The organism is Flavobacterium rhizosphaerae (genome assembly GCF_046000445.1).
Lineage (GTDB): Bacteria > Bacteroidota > Bacteroidia > Flavobacteriales > Flavobacteriaceae > Flavobacterium > Flavobacterium rhizosphaerae.
In genome coordinates, this window is sequence record NZ_JBELPZ010000025.1 from 1 (window position 1) to 20,791 (window position 20,791).

Sequence of the window (20,791 nt, forward strand, 5' to 3'; positions counted from 1 at the left end):
GTCAGGTCAAACTCCGCCAAACCGTCCGTGTCATCGTCGCAAACCTCTAAAGCCGTAGAAGGTACTAAAACAGGGGCGGCTTCAATAGTGATGGTTGCTGTACTGCTACCTCCCTCAATGCAGTTATCAGGATCAGATTCTATCGTATAAGTAACGGTATAATCTCCCAAAGTACTAACTGCAGGATCAATTTCTCCCGTAGCAGGATCTATCACAAGTCCATTCTCAGAAGAAAATGTACCTCCGGTTGTAAATTCCGGTGCGGTTTGTGGTGTTACATTACCTGAACCGGCACAAACAGCTGCAGGCAGGGTAAAATCTGTTACTGCAGGCTGGGCATCTGTTACAGTTATTATTACGGGGGAGGCCACACTTTCACAACCTTCAGGTGTTGTCTGGCTAACATAATAAGTATACGTACCTAACACAGATGTATCAGGCACTGGTCCATCTCCTGTAAAAATGACGCTATACCAATTTAAGGTATTACCCGGATCCGGGTCTACCACAATAGGTGAAGCTTGCTGGCCTAAACAATAAGTTATATCTGCAACCTGAATTTCTGCCGGTTCCGCACCTGTAAAGGTTACTTCCAGCGTACTGGTACAATAGGCAGTAGTCCAGTCAAAATAATATAGTCCTGCAGCACCAAAACCAGATATGGTAGTATCATTAGCTGAGGGGTCTGCTATAACCGTGGGCGTAGGATTTGCAGCATGTGCCGTCCATATGCCTGAACCGGCTGCAGATATATCAAGTACCAGTTCACCACAGTTCATATATGCAGGATTATCAGATAAAATCCCATTATCAGCAGTAAAAGTAATAGCATCTAAAAAGTTACCTACACTGTTACTACCCCCGGCACTTGACACCGACTGAAAAAGGAAACGGGTAACTGTTTGCCCGGCCGGCACTGTATAAGTACCTGTATTATAACTCCAGGCTGTTGTACCGGTACTTACAGCCGGGCCAACATTTACGTAAGGCCCACCCGGTGGTCCTGCCTTAAGCTGGCAGGTATCTACACCCTGGCGGCCATGGTGTGCAAAACCGTATACAAATACCGTTGGCTGCGGTGTTTGATAATCCTGATACACTGCAGAAACAAGGTTGGCGTTCAATTCTATAAACTGACTGCCACTATAAGAGGGCACATTTTCATAGTTTGGTGAAGGCCAAAATTCCATCATCTCATCTGATGCGGTAGTTCTCCACCCCTGTACAAAATTGTGGTTAACAAATGTTGGTCCTGTAGCCCCCACAGGGTGCGAAGGCTGCTCAAAGTCATAATTTATGGTAGTGATAAGACAATCTGACTGATTATTATCCGATGGTGGGGGTGGCGTATTTACACAGATAGAAAATGCAGTAGAAAGGTTTGGGTTAGCCAGGTCAAAATACAGGCGTAGTTTATAAACATTCCCTATTGTTAAAGCCGTTGCATTAATTACATTATTCTGGCTGCAATATAATTGTGTAAGTGCACCGCAATTTCCTTCATATACCCCCATAACAATGGGTTGCGGGGTTCCTGTGAAGTTTGAAAGTAAAATACTGTGCGAAGTGGCTGTAGCTGTAAACTGATACCAGATATCTTTTGCGCTAATTGCTGTACACGTGTTGGCTTCGCCAGAAACGGTTGCTGCTGTAAAAGAGGCAGTAGTGGTAGCTAAGCATGCCTCAGCAGCATTTACAGGTAACGTGATGGCCCCAGCACAATTATCATTAGGCGGAGCAAACACTGTTTTTTCAGCCTCAACAGCAAATGCATTGGCAAAAATGAAATTTACAAGAAAGAAAAACAAAAAAATAATCTTTTTCATTAGGGGAAATTTAAAAGTGCTTAAAAGTATGTTAATTCTATCTAATAAACAATTTGTTTTCCTTTATACCCTACTATTGAAGCATCAATTAATAGCAATATGATTGTATTATAATAAAATTTATTTTTTAAAATATTTTTATAACAAAAGCCCCAGCATATTACGCCGGGCTTACTCTCGCAAAAGATAAGATTATTTAATATATTATTTTTTTTACCGTTTGTCCTTTATTTGTGGTTACACTTACTAACAATAATTGCTGCTGAGGAGATATTTCCCTTATTACATGTTGTGTCTTATTAATTGTAATTTCTTTATACAGTTTCCTACCATGAATGTCATACAGTTCTACATTATTTATAACTGCTCCCGTAACATCAATATTGATAGTATTATTGTTTTTATATATAAATATTATATGCTTATTATCAAGATATTTTGTACTTAAAGACTCTGTCTGGTATACAATTTCAAAACGATCATCAAATTCACCTGACTCAGTAGTAAACTGGTAATTGCTTTCTGTAAGCTCATGCACAACACCTGCAAGTTTATCTTTTACATATATCCTGCCCATCGGCAAACACACCGTCTTCTTTATATATTTCCAGCGTATAATTTCCTGCGTTTTCTGCATTAAAGCCAATTGGCACTACATCAGAGTCATCAAATAAGGGACGTGCCTGCATTACAAATTTATCTTCTCCATTTACACTGTAAAGCTTAAGGGGAATTTCTTCTTCAAAAATCCGCGCATCTCTTGCAAAGTCTATACCTGTGGTACCATATTCTGAATATGAAAGTGCGGCAATGCTTGTAGCGTCGGTATCATTATCTTTTATTTGCAGCCATAGGCGGGATTTCGGCATACCTTCGGCTGTGCGCCAAAAAGGCAAATCATGCGCCCCACGCCTCATAGCATTAGTAAAACTTACCGAAGTAGCGCCCTCTGCCGCGCGTATTATAAAGCCTTGCCCCTGGCTTATGGCCCATTGGCTTACAGGTGTATTTTCAAAATAAGCCTGTTGCTCCACACCTCCATAAGCCTCTTCTCCCGGCTCACCACCTGTAGCAGGGTTTGGCACATAACCCTCAAGAGTTAACACTGCATAACTGGTAGCATCGTCATTATTAATTTTTCGCCAGAGAATTAGCCCTTCTCCCGGCTCTATATTGTCTTCATTTGCCGCAAAAAAATCTTCAACATTTATAGGCGACGGATATGGGTTGCCTATACCATTGAACCGTAAATTGGCTGTAGAAACACTTACGCTTACATCGCCATTATTGGGAACACCTGTAAAATGCCCCTCAAAAGCATAAGCATACTGAATAGCATTATAATTAAAAAAGTTAGGATTTGAAGTTGATTCTAACCTGTTTGGCATCCTTATGAGGTAACCTACGCCGGGTTGAAAAGTATTTGCTAAAGGGTCAACATATTCATATGTTTCTGTAGCAGTTCCATAAGTATAAAAACGGGTTGAAAGTGTTAATGGCGAAAAGCTTTTAAGTTGCTGCCCCGTTACCGGTGAGCTCCATAAGGTATAATCGAGCCTGAATAACTCATTGGCTTTTTTAACTACAGTAATATTACCGGTGTTTTCAACCCCTTCTATCTGTACTAAATTTGCATCGTTTTCTATCGTGAAACTGCCATCAATTACATTAATCGCGTATTGCAGTGTTACAGTATAACCTGAAGGGATTACCACTTCTGCATTATTTTCCACAGTAAGTGAGCAGCCGTTTAAATCGGTGCTTTCATTATAATTTCCTGTAATATAGATTGTTGTATTAACATCAGGCACGCCATTATTCCATACTGTACCATTCCAGGTTGTAGATTTCACGCTAAGTTCGGCAACTTCAGAATAAACATTATCATAAGTAGCATTACCTACTACTGCCCTTACATAAGTTGTCTGGTTTACCACACCTATATCTTCGCTTGCAAGCGTAGCTGTAGTAACATTAATAGTTTGGGGAGAACTAAATTCTTCATCAAAAGATGTTTCCCAACGCACAACACTTCCGGTGTAGCCTAAAAGGGTAAGGTCTGCAGCCGAAGTTCCTGCACATACTACCTGATCTTGAGATACAATACCTCCTACAGGTGGTGCTTCTACCACAATTTCAACATCTTCAAACCTGCTTACTCCATAAGTATCGGTAACCGTTACCCTAAAATTATAGGTGCCAGGTGTTTCGGTTGAAGGTGTAATGGTTTGGCCTGTAGCATTTGTATCACCAGACCAAACATACGTATACGGTGCGCTACAGCCACTTGCTGCTGCACTTATAGTAGCAGTTTGCCCTACAAGGTAACTGCCGCCCCCGGTAACAGTGAGCAAAAAATTATCTTTGGTAACTGTATACAAATTAATACTTTGCGCCAAAACAACCTCTGCTGTTGTAGAAAGCCGCACCACTACCCTGTCGGCTATACCCGGCATAATGGTTATAGTTACTGGTTGCCCATCTTGTAGCAACCCTATTAAATCAAGATCTAATAGCGAACTTAAAGAGTACGTTTGTACAACATTTTGCCCATTATAGGCAATAATAGATACATCATCCTGTAAGGATGCATTTAATAATGCAGGAGGTACACTTAATGTAATATTAAATTTATCTGTTACTGATGACGGGCCTTCAAAATAAACACTTTGCTGTACAGAAGCTGTAACGCCCAAAGCCCCTATTTTTAGTTGGGAAAATGTACTACTATTACTATCTATAGCATTTTCCGGGTCTTCTACTACAGTATCGTCATCCAAAAGCGCTAATGTAACACCACTGCTGCTGTAAGAAGTATACTTACCAAGTTCACATGTTGCATTTTCATTATAAGTAAATGCATCATAAACATAAAACCGTTTGGTCTGGTTAAGGCCAAGTGCAGCTGTTAACGTGTTAGTTATACGTATACGGTTATAAGTTGCCGTTGGGGTAATCATAAAATAATAATTGCCCGCAGCATCTGTAACAATACGTATATTTTGTGAGTCAAAATCAGAGGGTACTGTGCTTTGCGCAGTAAATAAACTTGTTGTACCATTTTTTACCTGTACGGTAAACTGCTGGCTACCCAGTAATGTTGACTGTAAAACTCCTGAGGTAAGAACACTCAGTGAACCTCCCAAAAGGCTGGAAAGTATAGCTTCATCCATACCTATTTTAACATAGGTAGTTGTGTTGGCAGCCAATGGAGTGGTAAAACCTATCTCCAGAAAGCCTGTGTAACCTGCAATGCCTGCAATAGTACCCGAACTTGCTCTTATATTGGCATAGGTTGCAAGATTTTGATCGGTAGCTGACGTAGTATTATCAGCGTTAGAAGAAGCTACTACCGTTGTAGCATAAACCATATTCTGTGCATTTACTTTCCGCGTAAAAAACACAAAGCCAATCATAATTAATAATGACAGCTTTAAATAATTCTGTTTCATAATCTTTCATTTAGTAATTATTAGTTGAATCGCTTTAACTCTTAATTAAAAAACTTAGGTGGTGTATCCAGAAAAATAAAGTGTCCTATCTTTTGTGAGGTTTTATAAAATTAAAAAAATTAGTGAATTCTCATATTTTAATGTGAAAAAAAATTAAAAATTCAATAACCACCATTATTTAAAATAAAAATAATAATTTTCATAGTCAAAAAGCGTTTGAAAACACCTATATACAACAAAAACCCCTGGCAGATTAAAAATACTACCAGGGGTTATATTTAATTTTCAGTTATTTATTTCACCAAATTACCTTCTTAACAGCGTCACCTTTAACAGTATTAATCTTAACTATTATAATTTGTGATTGAACAGAGAAGTTAGAAACGGCAAATTCAGCATCATTAACCGATGTATTTTTATATATCTGCCTGCCATTTATATCATAGATGTAGACACCTGTAATTTGGGTATTGCTGGTAATATTTAAATTATTTCCAGACTTAAATACTATAACATTATTGGTATTAAATGCAGGTATATCAGTACCAAGAGAGTTACTATCAAGATACATTATTTCAAACCTGTCATTAAAAGTACCCGCCTCAGTAGTAAATGTATACCCCTGAGATGTAATGTTAGCAGAAATACCCAATTGCTTATCTTTAAGGTAAATCACCTGGCCTTCATTAAATACCCCGTCTGCATGATCTAATATAATAGTATAGCTACCGCCTGAGTTTACCCTGTAACCCGCCTGCACAACATCACTTTCTTCAAATAAAGGCCTTGCCTGTATAGCCAATTCATGATTGGCCGCAAGGGAGTAAAATGATATAGGCCCGCTCGAAAATATATTTCCGTCATAACCATAATCAATACCCATAGTAGCACCATCTTTATACGCTACAGCCATTTGGCTAAATCCTTGTGAAACGCCTTTTAGATTAAGCCAGTATCTTGAAATGGTATTAAAGTTTCCGGTACGGAAAAATGATGTACCATCAACCGGTGCTTCACGCCTCATAGTATTATCAAACACAATATTTGGTGTTGATGGGCTTTCAGCAGCCTGAACTATAAAACCCTGTCCCGGTGCAATTAAATAGGTATCGGGTGTGCCACTATAATAAACAGCTTGCTCCTGCCCGCCGTATTCGTAATCAGGATCGGTAGTTTCTCCACTACCTTCTTCTGCAATACCGGCATTGGCTACAAACCCTGCCAATGTAAGTGTGGCGTATGATGATACATTACCATTATTTTTCTTTCTCCAAAAATGAATTGCAGGGGCATTGTTGTTACCATCTGTAGTGCTGCCATTGTTAAGCACACCCTGGTTGGCTTCAAAAAATGCCTGTACACTTATTGGCGACGCATACGGGTTTCCTATACCGGTATACCTGTAAGCTTCTGTAGAAGCCGGTACAAATATAGTACCGTTGCTCGGCACACCTTCAAACTTGCCTATAAAAGAAAAATGATATTCTCCTCCATTGTATTCCAGGAAATTTTCAAGTAAGCTAACTCCCGGAGCAGTAGGATAAAGTTGATTAGGCATACGTATAAGGTAGCAGATACCCGGCTGAAAATTAGTTGAAGGGTTTACAGGAACATATGCCTCTTCACCTTCCTGAACACCATATATATAAAAACGGTTAGTAAGTGTAAGCGGAGAGAAATCCTGTAGTTTTTGCCCCACAACCGGAGAAGACCAAAACGTATAATCAAGCCTGTACAAGTCATTTGCTTTTTTATAATATGTTATAGCACCTTCATTAACAGCTGCATCATTGTATTGTACAAGCGCGCTATCGTCATAAATAATAATAGCGCCATTATTTGTTACCTCACTCTGTATATTAAGGGTGGCAATATCACCGTCAGCAGAACCTACTGTAAGGGTAATACCTTCATTTACGATCAGCTCACAGCCCTCCAGCGTACCAGATGTAAGTGTATAATCTGAAGCTATTACAACCTTTTCAGAAGATGTAGGCGCATTTCCATCGCCGCTCCATCCTGCATCTGTATATATTTTTTCAGAAAGCGGTGTGCCTTTTAATGAAACATTATCAATTGCCCAAACTTCATTATTCTGATCGTTTATAGCTTTTATCCTGACATATAAATTTTGTACCGAAGGCAGTTCTGTAACTATTACATTACTGTATCCTGTGGTAGTATTTGCATATGATCCTGCCTGAAACGTTTCAGGTGATCCATATGCCGCTGAGGCCACACCTGTTCCTGATGTAAAACTCCAGCGTGAATTATTCGAACCCTCTACTGTAACCTGAGGTTCCCAATTTATGCCATCAGTACTAACCTCAACCGTTACAAAATCATTACTCTCCGCACCATTACCCGAACTCATTGAAAATGAACCTAACCTGAATGCAAATGTTACTTCTTCATAAGTACTTGTATTAACAGGATCAAAATTAAGGTATTTGGGGCCGGCCGGTGCAGCTTCATTAGCATTTTGCAACTGGTAACTTTGAGTATCAATAAATAAATCACTACCAAAATAGTCAGTGTCACCAGTTATAAACACATAAGAGCTTTCATCAAAATTTCCCTGCCATTTATCGGCATTAGAAAGTGGGGAATCACCTTCAAAATCCTGGGTAATAATAGTTTCAGGAATGCCATTACCAGAGCATTCCACATAGCCAGAACCAAATACCTGTACCGCAAAAGTATAAGGGTTTTCTCCACCAGAAAGATCATTATTAACTATAGAAATCACAGCATTTTTTAATCCTGTGGTAGCAGGTGTTGCTGTTATAGTAAGGATTGTTGTATCTCCCGGAGCAACAAATGTATTAGCTACTGTAGCATTAAAGTTATCGGCATTAGCTCCGGAAAAAGAAATATCACCTATAATAAGCTCAACATTACCGGTATTGCTTATGGTAAACACCTTGCTAACATTTGAACCCGATGTTGTATTAGCGGCACCTAAATAGGTGTTATTAACCGAAGATGTTGTTGTACTACCAGTAGCTATGGCAATACCATTACCTGTTACAGCAATATCTGAAGTGTTACCTGTACCTTGTATAGTATAGGTATAGGGGTTGTTATTATGCGGGGTGTCATTATTTGCTATACTCACTATAGCTACCCTGTTACCCATCTGTTCAGGATGAAAGGTAATGTCATAATCAACATATTCTCCCACGGCAACAACAGCCGGTAAAAAGATATTGCTTATTTCAAAATCGGCTGTATTATCCACACTTATAGAAGAAACAGTTAATGCTTCGTTACCTGTATTTAGTACCCTAAATGTTTTGGTTTGGGTATCGCCTATATATTGTTGTGCAAACTGAGTATTATCAAGCGAATAAGGTGTGGTATCTCCATTAATTATTACAGAAGATGTACTACTGGTAAATACTCCTCTTACTTCCATTTTTGGACCGGCCAGGTCTGCTTTGGCAGCTACTGTAAAGGTATAACTACCTTCATTACTATCATCATTGGTTACTGTAACCGTACCGGTATAATTGCCGGGTGTATCCGTTTTAAATGTTACCAAAACCTCTTGCGTACCTCCCAGTGGCGCAACACTAATAGGAAAAGAAGTTGGGCTTGTTATAATAAATGGGTCTGATACCTGTATATCACTAATAATTAAATCAGCATAACCGGTATTGGTAATAACAAAAGTTTTAGTATGGTCTTCGTTTATTACCAGTGAAGTGCCAAAATAAGTATTATCAGCAACTTGTGGGGTTGTATCTCCCGATACAATTTCATTACCATTGCCGGAAATACTTATTTCCGGGAAAGCCTGTGCTACAGAACCGCTTGCTGTATAATTAACAGTTGGTGCACCGCCACCGCTATTAGCAATGGTTTGTGAAGTATAATTACCAAAAGCAAGCCCTGCTTTTAACCGTACATAAACAGAAGTATTACTTAACGTTCCATCTATATAAGGTATATCTACCGAAGACGTAAAATCAACGTTATTAGCAGAAACTTCAAAAGCTGTACTACCTGTTACGGTAAGGTTGCCGCCAGCAGGTGTTAAATTAACCGCGTTTACTGTATAGGTTTGTGAAGGCGAAGGCCCATAACCTTGTATATAAGTATAACCTGTGCCGCTTGCCGGTAAAACAGTAATTGTTGGCGAGGTGGGATTAACTGTTAATACTGCTGATGTAGATGTAGCGCTTCCACAAGAATTGTTGACAATTACCCTGTATTGATAACCACTTAATGATGTTCCAGCGGCATTAACGGTATAAGCAGCACTGGTTGCACCACTTATATTTTGAAATGTAGTACCCGTACCGGTTGCTTTTTGCTGCCACTGGTAAGTAAGGCCTGCGCCTGAAGCGGTAACGCTAAATGTGGCATTATTACCAGCCATAACCGTTTGGTTGGCGGGCTGTGAAGAAATAACGGGAGCACTACAAACTGCTAAGCTAAAATCATCTATAGAAATACCGTCATCTGATCCCGAAGCATTAATATCAACCCAGCGTATAAATAATTTTGCATTAGGAGCCAGGTTTATACCGCTTATAGCTCCGGTGACAACAGCCCTGTTAGCTGATGCATTTCCGTCTAAAGCACCAACACTTCCTGAACTATTGGGGGCTGTAAAATTTAATGTGGGTACGCCTGTCCATGTTCCATTAACTACTGTAGTAGCTGACGTACTATATTCAAAAGTCAATCCGTCATTTCTTCCTGTAGCACCTAACCGCCATTGCTCTCCAGTGTAGGTAATTGCAAGGTTTGATATTGTGGCTCCTGTACTGTTTATAAACCAAAAACCTACATAAGGCGCCACACTACCTGATTGCAGCCCCCCTAAAGACCTGTCAGAACTACTGGTAGACCCAAAGTTATAACTGTCTCCAGAATTTGAGGAACCAGTACCTAAAGTTACGAATGAATTTGCACCGTTTCCGGTTTCTATAACATACCACCCAGGTAGAGTTGCAATACTACCGTTTGTCCCTAAATTTGTAGTAGCTGTTGATGATAAAGCATTAAAGTTTTGGCTATAGCTTGAATTGGTTAAATTATATTGTCCCCATCCTTCTGTGCTCAGCACAATTAACATGAGTAATAATAACGGTACTTTTTGTTGTAATAATTTTCGCATAATTAAATTTTAAATGTTACATCCCTTTTTGAAGGAACAAAACTATTTGATAAAAATTCAATAACACTATAATTTACAATACCTAACAGTCATCATTTCATCACCAAAACATTATGCAATAGTTAATTATTATTTACATAAAAAAGCCCCTACTAAAAAGCAGGGGCTAAAAAGCCATTAAACCACACCTTACTAAAATTTATATGGCTTTTTAAACTAAAAATAATATACGTAAAGGCATGGCATATGGTTTTGTTAAATTTTACTCTATTGAATGTATCAACTTATAATATAGGCCGCCTAAAAGTATATTCATAAATTTACCCCACGGTTAAGTTAAATACCAGGTTTAGCCATCAGTTAAGTTTATTCTATTTAAAAAATTAAAAAATGCAACAAGTCCAGGCCAATTTAATACCCTGCATACGCCTTTATAATATTGAAGATAACAAATGCACTTTTGAAAAAGGAAACTTACCTGCCGCAGCAAGTATAGCTGCCAGTTACTTTGTAATACAATCGCATATTGATGATTACCAAACCCGGCCGCACCCTGCACCCAGAAAACAATATGTTATTACACTAAAGGGCAAACTAAGGTTTAGGGTTAGCAATGGAGAAACATTTACTATAGAACCGGGGGTTATACTTTTAGCTGAAGATACTGAAGGCCCCGGGCATAGCTGGGAATTAATAGAGGGTGAAGAATGGCTGCGCGTGTATATACCCGTTCCTACATCAGAAAAAGATGCATTTATTGCTGAAAGCAAATAACAATTACCATTATAAAAATAGCCGGGATTAACCCGGCTATTTTGTACATTTTAGTAAGTGTAAGTGTATATTACTTAAGGTTATTTAATAGCTTTTATAGCTGCCATTCTTATAGCTACCACAGCAGCTTCGGTACCTTTATTACCATGCTTACCCCCACTACGGTCAATTGCCTGTTGCAGGGTGTTATCTGTAAGTACACAAAAAACAACGGGAACATCAGTAAGTACATTAAGGTCTTTTATACCCTGTGCTACCGCTTCGCAAACAAAATCAAAATGTTTGGTTTCACCCTGTATAACGCTGCCAATAGCTATAACTGCGTCAACATTTTGTGTATCTATCATTTTTTTACAGCCATAGATAAGCTCAAAACTACCCGGAACCTGCCAGGTAAGTATGTTTTCTGCAGCTACATCATTTTCTGTAAGGGTATCAACAGCGCCTTGGTAAAGGGCAGAAGTTATATTTTCGTTCCATTCAGAAACAACAATCCCAAACCGGAAATGCTTCGCGTTTGGGATTGTTGTTTTATTATAGTCTGATAAGTTTTTATTTGCAGTAGCCATAATTATTTAAGCCTTGCAATATAGGCATCTATACCAACTGCTTCGGCAGAACCGTCGTAGTTATCTTTAATTTGCTGAAAATAGTTAAGGGCATCTTCTTTTTTATTAAGCTGCATGGCTATAAGCCCGGCTTTCATTAAAAAACGTGGTTTAGAAAAATCATCTCCTGCTTTTACAGCCTCATCATAATATTTAAGGGCGTTTGTAAGATTTTCTTCTGTGCCAAGCTCTGCAAAAGCATCTCCAATAGCACCTTTAGCCGAAGCTTTCAGGTCTGGTTCTTCTGTTTTAAATTCATCAAGGTATTGTACTGCCTCTTTATATTTACCAAGGTTAAGATAAGCAGTACCGGCACAGTAGTTGGCAATATTTGCCGCATCAGTACCCGGATACTTATCAATTATGGCCAATAAACCGTATTTACCTTCTCCTCCATTAAGGGCTAGGGTAAATAAAGAGTCAGATGCTGTGGTAGATGTAACAGCCTCCTCATAATACTTTTGTGCCTGAAACATATCGCTGGCTGCCTCATCTTCGGCAGGCTCACTAACAAAACGGTTATACAACATATAGCCTACAATAACCAAAGCTATAGCCCCAATAACACCAAAGATAATTTTCTGGTTTCTTTCTACCCATTCTTCTGCACGGTTAGCACCTTCGTCTAAGGTATCAAAAACCTCAGCAGTGGTACTGTGCCCTTCAAAAACTTCCTGTTGGGCATCTACTTCTTCTTTTTCGTCTTTTGGTTTAGGCGCTTTATATCCTCTTTTATTATATGTTGCCATTTACTTTATTTTATGAGCCGCAAAATTAAAATTTTTATTGAGAATTAAAATACCTTTTTTTTGATATTTTTAGATAATTTGCGTGTTCTGTAAAAAAACTACCCGCAATATACAATAATCTCACAATCAGAAGTAATTTTGCACATGCATTTAAAAAATTTATCATTACTTAATTATAAAAATATTGCAGAGGCCAATTTTGAGTTTGACAGCAAGATAAACTGCTTTGTAGGAAAAAACGGCGTAGGAAAAACCAATGTACTTGATGCTGTGTACCATTTAGCTTACGGCAAAAGCTATTTTAACCCATTGGCAGTACAAAACATAAAGCATGGCGAAGAGTTTTTTGTAATTGATGGTATTTTTGAAAAAAACGACCGTAATGAGCAGGTTGTATGCAGCCTTAAAAAAGGACAAAAGAAAGTATTAAAGCGTAACGGGAAACCGTATGAGCGCTTTAGTGAACACGTAGGTTTTATACCCCTTGTAATTATATCGCCATCTGATAACGACCTTATTGTTGAGGGCAGCGAAACGCGGCGTAAATTTATTGACAGCGTAATATCTCAAATGGATGTGGTATACCTGCAACAACTTATTAATTATCAAAAAGTAGTATCGCAACGCAATGCACTTTTAAAATATTTTGCATTTAACCATACGTTTGAACGTGATACATTATATATATACAACAACCAGCTTGATGCCCTTGCCAAGGCTATATATGAAAAAAGGGTTGCCTTTATTAATGATTTTGTACCTATATTTAACCATCACCATAAAAGCATTACCGGCAATGCCGATGATGTAAACCTAATATACAACAGCCAGCTTTCACAAAAAAGCCTTGCTGAATTACTGGATGAAAACCTGCAACGGGACAGAGTTTTGCAGTACACAAGTGTGGGAATACATAAAGATGACCTGCTTTTTGAAATTGAAGGGTACCCCATAAAAAAATTCGGTTCCCAGGGACAGCAAAAGTCGTTTTTAATAGCACTTAAACTGGCCCAGTTTGAATTTATAAAAAAACAATGCGGTGTATTACCAATATTGTTATTTGATGATATTTTTGATAAGCTGGATGAAACACGGGTGCAAAAAATTGTACAAATGATTAATGATAAAGCCTTTGGACAGATTTTTATAAGCGATACCCATGCAGACCGAACCGAAACCATAGTGCAATCAACCCACCAAAGCTATAAAATTTTTAACCTCTAAACATAACGCCATGATAGCCAACTCTACCCTGAAGTTTTTAGATGATTTAAAAAACAACAATAACCGCGAATGGTTTCAGGCAAACCAAAACCGTTATAAAGAGTTTAAAAAAGAATATAAAGCCCTTGCCGAAGCATTTATAAAAGAAATGGCAAAGCATGACGCTACTCTTGAAAAACTGGAATTTAAAGATGTGTCTTTCCGAATTAACCGGGATATCCGCTTTAGTAAAGATAAATCTCCCTACAAAACCAACATGGGGATATGGATGTGCAAAGACGGTAAAAACACCAACCAGGCAGGATATTATGTGCATATAGAAAATGGGGCTTCATTTTTTGGCGGCGGGGTGTACTGGCCCGATGCAGCAGACCTTAAAAAAATACGCCGTGAAATAGACGGCTTTTATGAAGACCTTGAAGATATTGTAGGCGATCCTACTTTTAAAAAAATATATGGAGAGTTGGAGCGTGATGAAAAAAACAGCCTTAAAACGGCTCCCAAAGGTTTTGAAAAAGACCACCAGGCTATAGAATATCTTAAATTAAAAAGCTTTACTGCCACAGCTAAAATAACGGATAAAGATTTACTAGATAAAGACTTTATACAAAACACCTGTAACAAGCTTGCCGCATTAAAACCTTTAGTAGATTTTTTGAACCGCGGGCTTACTACCGAATTTTAATGTAATTTTGCTTTGTAATTTTTACATATGTGTACAATACAACATAATTACTCCTTAAAAAACTGTAATACATTTGGTATTCAAGCTTATGCTACTGAATTTACAGCAGTACAAACTATAGATGAGCTTGCACAGGTTTTAAAAGAAAATCAAGGTAAAAAATTATTTATACTGGGTGGTGGCAGTAATATGCTGCTTACCAAAAATATTGATGCCCTTGTTATTAAAATAAACCTTTTAGGGATAGAACCCATATGGGAAGACAATAATACTGTGCACCTCAAAGCCATGGCAGGAGAAAATTGGCACAGCTTTGTACAATATTGTATAGAGCACAATTATGGTGGTGTAGAAAACCTGTCTCTCATACCTGGTAATGTTGGGGCTACCCCAATACAAAACATAGGGGCTTATGGCAGGGAAATTAAGGATGTTTTTATTTGTTGCGAGGCTATGGATATTGAAACGCAACAATTAAAAACCTTTACTAAAGCAGATTGCGCATTTGGTTACCGCGAAAGTGTTTTTAAAGGAAGCCTAAAAGGAAAATATATAATTACTTCGGTTACCTACCAACTCACAAAAACCAACCATACAATAAATACAGCATATGGCGACATAGCCGCCGAGCTTACTGAAAAAGGCATAACCCTGCCTACCATAAAAGATGTGGGCAATGCAGTAACAGCTATACGCCAAAGCAAATTACCCGACCCGAAAGAGCTGGGTAACAGCGGTAGTTTTTTTAAAAACCCGGTAATACCGGCTTCACAGTTTGAAAAATTACACCTGCTGCACCCGCAAATGCCACATTACAGCGCAGGCGATAACCAGGTAAAGGTACCTGCCGGATGGCTTATAGAACAGTGCGGATTTAAAGGAAGCCGATTTGGAGATGCCGGTGTGCATGCAAAGCAGGCATTGGTTTTAGTTAACTACGGTAATGCTACCGGGCATCAATTACTACAGCTTTCACAAAAAATACAGCAAACAGTGTTCGAAAAATTTGGTATAGCCATTGAAGCAGAGGTAAATATAATTTAATAAACTTTTTGCCCGCTTTTTTAGTAAACGATGTAAATTTGCGCCCGTAATTAAAAATATGCCAACCTGTATGCCCAACATTATTTTTTATGTTTTTATCGGAATAACTGTATTGCAGCTTGCCTATTATTTTATTGTATTCGGTAAATTTATTTTTGCAAAACAGCAACAGGCAAAACCTGTAAATTTTCCGGTATCGGTAATGGTTCTTGTTAAAAATAATTTTGAGAAAGTTGAAAAGCTGGTACCACAATTGACCTCACAAAACTATCCTGATTTTGAAGTAGTACTGGTAGATAATGCATCAGATTATGAAACCGTAGACCAACTGGAGCAAATAGAAAAGCAATATGCCAATGTACGGCTGGTAAAGGTTGAAAACAATGAGGCTTTCTGGGGCCATAAAAAATATGCCTTTACCCTTGGGATAAAAGCAGCCAAAAAGGATTATCTGCTTTTTATTGATGCCGATTGCCAACCAGCTTCAGACCAATGGATTGCTCACATGGCAGCCCAGTTTACAAAGCAAAAAACCATAATAATAGGGTTTAGCGCTTACCGGCTGGTTAAAAACTCATTATTAAACAAACTTATCCGTTTTGATGAGGTTGTTAATACCATACAGCTTTTTGGATGGACAAAACTCGGGGCTCCCTACACTGGCAACGGCCGTAACCTGGCGTATAAAAAAGATGAATTCTTTAAACATAATGGCTACATCAACCACATGAATATCCGCACGGGGGAAGATGCACTATTTGTAAACGAAGCTGCCAATGCTACAAATACTGCCGTTTGTTATACCCCGGAAAGTTTTACGTATGGCAACGCGCCTTCTAAACTATCAGAATGGGTTACCAACAAAAGAAAAGCAGCTTACACAATGTCTTTCTTTAAAACAACCGATAAATGTAAGATTAAACTATTTATATGGTTGCAGGTGTTGTTTTTTATTTTTGTGGCAGTTTTGCTCATCATGCAATTCAACTGGATGATGGTAGTGCCTGTAATAGCATTTCGCTACATGGCCTGCTGGTTGATAATGGCACAGGGCGCTGCCAAACTTAATGAAAAAGATACTATATACTGGTTTCCATTTATAGAAATAATGCTTATCTTCACACAACTGTATTTGGTTGCAGTTAACCTCCTTTCACGAAAAGTACATTGGAAGTAAATCCGGATATTATATCACAAAATATTGCAAAAGCCAAAACCGGAGACCAGGTTGCTTTTACTTATTTACTGGATCGTTTCTGGAACGAGGTTTATGGCTTTATGCTAAAGCGTACCCAAAACGAAACTGATACCGAAGATATTGTTATTGAAACCTTTGCAAAAGCCTTTGACCGTATACAAACGTATAATCCTGATTATGTTTTTAGCACCTGGCTTATAGCTATTGCCAAAAATGTGCATATAGACCTGCTCCGTAAAAAAAAATCATCACACCAGGTAGAACTTTCCGAAGGGGAACAACGGCAGGTGCGTAATATACCGGATGATGCACTAAGCCCGGAAGATTCCCTTATAAAAGACCAAAACCTTTCCAGCCTTTTACACTGCATAAAACAGCTTAAACCACAATATCAGGAAGTGATACAGCTACGCTATTTTCAGGAACTGACGTACCAGGAAATTTCAGCACAATTAAATGAACCTCTCAACAGTGTTAAAGTCAAACTACTGAGAGCCAAAAAATTACTATCCGAAATCATACGTAAAAAGTAATTTTTTTTATTGCTTAACTTTTTTTCTGCCACTTATTGTAAAAGTTTATGAAAATTTTCACAATATAAGGGCTTACTACATCGTTTAAGTAATATACTATACACTGATTACCAACCCTAAATCGCTTCTACTATGTCTAAAGCCAATGTTTTTAATCAAGAATGGATTGACCTTGTTTTTGAAGGCCGAAACCAAACCTACGGCGCCTACCAGCTACGCCGCGATGACAATAAAACCACCCTGCTCGCCCTTATATCGGGTATACTGCTTTTGGGTGTGTTAATTGCCATACCCGCAATATCAAGCAGGTTTGCCAATAATAACAATGTACCGGGTAACAGCAATACACCACCAATTATAAATGACTCTATTGTTGTTCATGTACTGGAGCAACCGGAAAAACCAAAAACACCGGAAACACCTCCTGAAAACACTGAGCCAGTACAAAGCGCTGCGCCACGCCCCACACAGCCAACTACAGCATTAAAACCGTTAAGTCCTACCTCTTCACCTGTAGATGATGTTCCTACCATGGAAGACTTTGAAAACACAAATCCCGGACCGGTAACCGATCCCGGTACTGGATTAGATGGTATAGACCTAGGAGACCCTATTGGTACAGCTCCGTCAGGACATGGCACAAGCGCAGCAGGAATACCTGAAGGCTCTGAAAATCTTGGCACCGTAGATATTAAACCTGAATTTCCAGGCGGATTACAGAATTTTTATAGCGAAGTAAGCCGCAAATTCCGTGTGCCCGATGCCTCAAATGCCATGACACTTAAAGTATATGTGTCTTTTATAGTAGAAAAGGATGGCTCTATGTCTAATATAAAAGTAGGCCGTGATCCGGGTTATGGCATAGCACAAGAAGCCATACGCGTTTTAAAATCAATTAAAACCAAATGGGAACCCGGAGTTAAAAACGGGATTAAAGTAAGAACTTCATACAGCCTGCCCATTACTGTACAGGTTCATTAAAATAAATATAGCAACTAAAAGCCCTCCAAAACGAGAGGGCTTTTTTTTAATACTTTATAATCAGTTCACGTATTAGTTTCCGTATTTTAGGTTCGGCTGTTTTAGCAGTCTGAAGCACTTCTTCATGGCTTACATCGCCCATGCTCTCTTTAGTATCTCCCATATCGGTAATTACAGATACCCCAAAACATTCTATACCCATATGCCGGGCCACTATAACCTCGGGCACTGTGCTCATACCTACACAATCGGCCCCAAGTATTTTTACCATACGGTATTCAGAAAGTGTTTCAAAAGTAGGCCCCTGCAACGCCAGGTAAATACCATCTTTTACATCAATATGGTTTGATATGGCAACTTCTTTAGCTGCTTTTATCATTTTGCGGCTATAAGGTTCAGACATGTTTACAAAGCGTGGCCCAAAACGCTCGTCATTTGCTCCCCGCAACGGGTGTTCCGGCATCAGGTTAATATGGTCATAAATAACAACAATATCCCCTACTTTGTAATATGGGTTAACACCACCAGAAGCATTAGAAACAAGCAGTTTTTGCACACCAAGTTGTTTCATTACCCTAACAGGAAAAGTAACGTCCTGCATACTATGTCCCTCGTAGTAATGAAACCTGCCCTGCATGGCTACCACTTTCTTCTGGCCTATAGTTCCAAATATCAGTTGACCGTGATGCCCGGACACGGTAGTTACAGGGAAATTAGGCAATTCTGTATAAGGCAGGGTATGTTCAATAGTTATTTCTTCAGTAAAATCTCCCAAGCCTGACCCCAGTATAACACCGTATTCCGGGGTAAAACCGGTTTTATCTTTTATATACTCAACGGCTTCCTGAACTTTGTTCCACATAATCTGTTATTTTTTTATTAAAGATACTACCTCCTGAAATAAATACGGTTTGCATGGGTAGGTAAAATAATTTTTCTGATGGAATTTTCCCTTTCAGTCTTACATAATCTTTCTCAGTAGTAACAATAAGTTTTTCCTTTGCTATTTTACTTAACTCATCCAGCTCATTACTTGTAAAATCATGGTGATCCGGGTATGCCTTGCAAACTGTACTACCGTCAGACAGGTAATCAAAAAAAGTTTTTGGTTTTGCTATGCCTGCAACAAGTACTTTCTCTGTTTTGTAGAGTTCTTCAACCGGAATTTTCAGCGTACCGTTATATACTGAATCATCATAAGATACTGTAGTAAAACACACCTCCTGAGCGCTATATCTGTGCAGTTTATCTTTTATCTTTTGTTGTTCACTTAATAACATATCAGCAGGGCATTTAGTAACTACAATAACATTTGCCCTTTGGGCTCCGCTGCAACTTTCGCGCAGGTTGCCGGCAGGCAGCAACCAATCATCTGCATATAAATCTCCATAAGCTGTTAGCAAAATATAAAAGCCCGCTTTTAACCTACGGTGCTGGTAAGCATCGTCCAATACAATAATTTCCGGTTTGGTTAAGTGCTTTAATAATTGTGTTATGCCATTACAACGGTCAGCATCTACCGCTACGGTAATCTGCGAAAATTTAGCATGCATCTGAGAAGGCTCATCACCAATCTGACGGGGTGTACTATTTGCGTCAGCCAAAACAAAGCCTTTAGTGCTCCTGCGGTATCCCCTGCTTAATACAGCAAGGCTGTATCTGTCTTTAAGCAACCTGATAAGATATTCTGTTTGCGGGGTTTTACCGGTGCCACCTGTGCTCAAATTCCCTATAGCTATAACAGGCAAGCTAAATTTGTATGACTTAAAAATACCTGTATTGTAAAACAAATTTCTGAGGCTGGTAACAACCCAATACACAACAGAAAAAGGCAGTAGTATTTTCCTTAAATATTTCACTTTGCTAAAATAGTTTAAATATAATTTTCGCTATGGCATTGCAGTTAACTTTTTAACATTCCTTTATAAACATAAATGATATTTAAACTTTTTATTTGTAAAACACAAAATAAATCTCACATGAAAAAACTATACCTTGCAGTAGCCTTATTAGCAATTCTTTCAATTTCAGCCTGTTCTTCAGACGATAGTAATAACAATGACAATAACTGTGTTACCTGCCAAATTGCCGGAAGTAATACAGAAGTATGCGAAGGTGAAAACGGAAACGCCTATTATAGCGGTGTAGATTCCGGTGTTAATTTTTATAGCTACATCAGCGATCTGGACTGCAATTAGTTTTTGCCAATTATTAAAATGGCATAATAGTATTAATTTTATTTGCACGCATCAAATACCAAAATCTATCATGAAAAAACTTTTTATTTGTTTGGCCATTTTAACGCTCGCCACATTTTGGGCCTGTTCATCAGATGATGGAAGTTGTATAGTATGTACTTACTCTCAGGAGGGCAATAATGATAATATTGATGTGTGCAACAAAAATGGCAATGCCATATCAGACGGTTATGACACTGATACAACGTATAGCGCCTATATTGACAGTCTTGAAAATTCAGGATATATATGCCAGTAGCTCTTTTATGATGAAATTTAAATGGTTAACACTACACGTATTCAAATATTTTGCAAAGTTTTAACGCAAACATTTGGATATAATGCACCTTTT

The 20,791-nt window shown here is 38.5% G+C and carries 17 protein-coding genes; 9 read left to right on the forward strand and 8 right to left on the reverse strand.

From position 1 onward, the window contains the following. The 4 genes from ABS766_RS15985 to ABS766_RS16000 all read right to left on the reverse strand — a co-directional run. On the reverse strand, positions 1-1,826 hold a 1,826-nt coding region (locus ABS766_RS15985), incomplete at its 3' end, for an immunoglobulin domain-containing protein (protein ID WP_408086202.1). A 196-nt stretch (positions 1,827-2,022) separates the two neighbouring features. After that, on the reverse strand, positions 2,023-2,403 hold the full coding sequence (locus ABS766_RS15990; protein WP_408086203.1) for a T9SS sorting signal type C domain-containing protein: 381 nt from the start codon (positions 2,401-2,403) through the stop codon (positions 2,023-2,025). Continuing rightward, a complete protein-coding gene (locus tag ABS766_RS15995; RefSeq protein WP_408086204.1) occupies positions 2,378-5,278 on the reverse strand; it encodes a PKD domain-containing protein in 2,901 nt (966 codons plus the stop codon). The genes ABS766_RS15990 and ABS766_RS15995 overlap by 26 nt, the downstream gene beginning before the upstream one ends. A gap of 298 nt (positions 5,279-5,576) precedes the next feature. Beyond that, positions 5,577-10,406, reverse strand: coding sequence for a choice-of-anchor D domain-containing protein (locus ABS766_RS16000; RefSeq protein WP_408086205.1), 4,830 nt, complete (start codon positions 10,404-10,406; stop codon positions 5,577-5,579). Between the two features lie 390 nt (positions 10,407-10,796). Here ABS766_RS16000 and ABS766_RS16005 point away from each other — a divergent pair, with 390 nt between their 5' ends. Beyond that, a complete protein-coding gene (locus ABS766_RS16005; RefSeq protein ID WP_408086206.1) occupies positions 10,797-11,180 on the forward strand; it encodes a cupin domain-containing protein in 384 nt (127 codons plus the stop codon). Positions 11,181-11,260: 80 nt separating this feature from the next. Here the strand turns inward: ABS766_RS16005 and ribH are convergent, their stop codons facing one another. Both ribH and ABS766_RS16015 read right to left on the reverse strand, forming a co-directional pair. Beyond that, on the reverse strand, positions 11,261-11,749 hold the full coding sequence (ribH, locus tag ABS766_RS16010) for a 6,7-dimethyl-8-ribityllumazine synthase (RefSeq protein ID WP_408086207.1): 489 nt from the start codon (positions 11,747-11,749) through the stop codon (positions 11,261-11,263). A gap of 2 nt (positions 11,750-11,751) precedes the next feature. Then, complete coding sequence (locus tag ABS766_RS16015) at positions 11,752-12,537, reverse strand: tetratricopeptide repeat protein (RefSeq protein WP_408086208.1); 786 nt, start codon at positions 12,535-12,537, stop codon at positions 11,752-11,754. Between the two features lie 144 nt (positions 12,538-12,681). Here ABS766_RS16015 and recF point away from each other — a divergent pair, with 144 nt between their 5' ends. The 6 genes from recF to ABS766_RS16045 all read left to right on the forward strand — a co-directional run bounded on the left by recF (position 12,682) and on the right by ABS766_RS16045 (position 18,202). Then, on the forward strand, positions 12,682-13,761 hold the full coding sequence (gene recF, locus ABS766_RS16020) for a DNA replication/repair protein RecF (RefSeq protein WP_408086209.1): 1,080 nt from the start codon (positions 12,682-12,684) through the stop codon (positions 13,759-13,761). A 10-nt stretch (positions 13,762-13,771) separates the two neighbouring features. After that, positions 13,772-14,446 carry a DUF2461 domain-containing protein gene (locus tag ABS766_RS16025; RefSeq protein ID WP_408086210.1) on the forward strand — a complete coding sequence of 225 codons (675 nt, stop codon included), beginning with the start codon at positions 13,772-13,774 and terminating at the stop codon, positions 14,444-14,446. A 27-nt stretch (positions 14,447-14,473) separates the two neighbouring features. Beyond that, positions 14,474-15,490: a UDP-N-acetylmuramate dehydrogenase gene (murB, locus tag ABS766_RS16030; protein ID WP_408086211.1), complete on the forward strand. Its 1,017-nt coding sequence runs from the start codon at positions 14,474-14,476 to the stop codon at positions 15,488-15,490. Between the two features lie 70 nt (positions 15,491-15,560). Next, positions 15,561-16,667: a glycosyltransferase gene (locus ABS766_RS16035; protein ID WP_408086212.1), complete on the forward strand. Its 1,107-nt coding sequence runs from the start codon at positions 15,561-15,563 to the stop codon at positions 16,665-16,667. Beyond that, the gene (locus ABS766_RS16040; RefSeq protein WP_408086213.1) at positions 16,658-17,221 is read left to right on the forward strand and encodes an RNA polymerase sigma factor; all 564 of its coding nucleotides are present in this window, start codon (positions 16,658-16,660) and stop codon (positions 17,219-17,221) included. The genes ABS766_RS16035 and ABS766_RS16040 overlap by 10 nt, the downstream gene beginning before the upstream one ends. Before the next feature lie 132 nt (positions 17,222-17,353). After that, positions 17,354-18,202 carry an energy transducer TonB gene (locus ABS766_RS16045; protein ID WP_408086214.1) on the forward strand — a complete coding sequence of 283 codons (849 nt, stop codon included), beginning with the start codon at positions 17,354-17,356 and terminating at the stop codon, positions 18,200-18,202. A 46-nt stretch (positions 18,203-18,248) separates the two neighbouring features. On the opposite strand, the gene ABS766_RS16050 is transcribed toward ABS766_RS16045, so the two are convergent. Next, positions 18,249-19,064, reverse strand: a complete 816-nt coding sequence (locus tag ABS766_RS16050; protein WP_408086215.1) for a purine-nucleoside phosphorylase — start codon at positions 19,062-19,064, stop codon at positions 18,249-18,251. Next, a complete protein-coding gene (gene lpxK, locus ABS766_RS16055; protein ID WP_408086216.1) occupies positions 19,036-20,061 on the reverse strand; it encodes a tetraacyldisaccharide 4'-kinase in 1,026 nt (341 codons plus the stop codon). Before lpxK ends, ABS766_RS16050 begins: the two co-directional genes overlap by 29 nt. A gap of 120 nt (positions 20,062-20,181) precedes the next feature. Between lpxK and ABS766_RS16060 the strand changes: the two genes are divergently transcribed. Then, entirely contained in the window at positions 20,182-20,400 is a 219-nt protein-coding gene (locus ABS766_RS16060) for a hypothetical protein (RefSeq protein ID WP_408086217.1), read from the forward strand. Between the two features lie 70 nt (positions 20,401-20,470). Then, complete coding sequence (locus ABS766_RS16065; protein ID WP_408086218.1) at positions 20,471-20,698, forward strand: hypothetical protein; 228 nt, start codon at positions 20,471-20,473, stop codon at positions 20,696-20,698. The last annotated feature ends 93 nt before the right edge of the window (positions 20,699-20,791 follow it).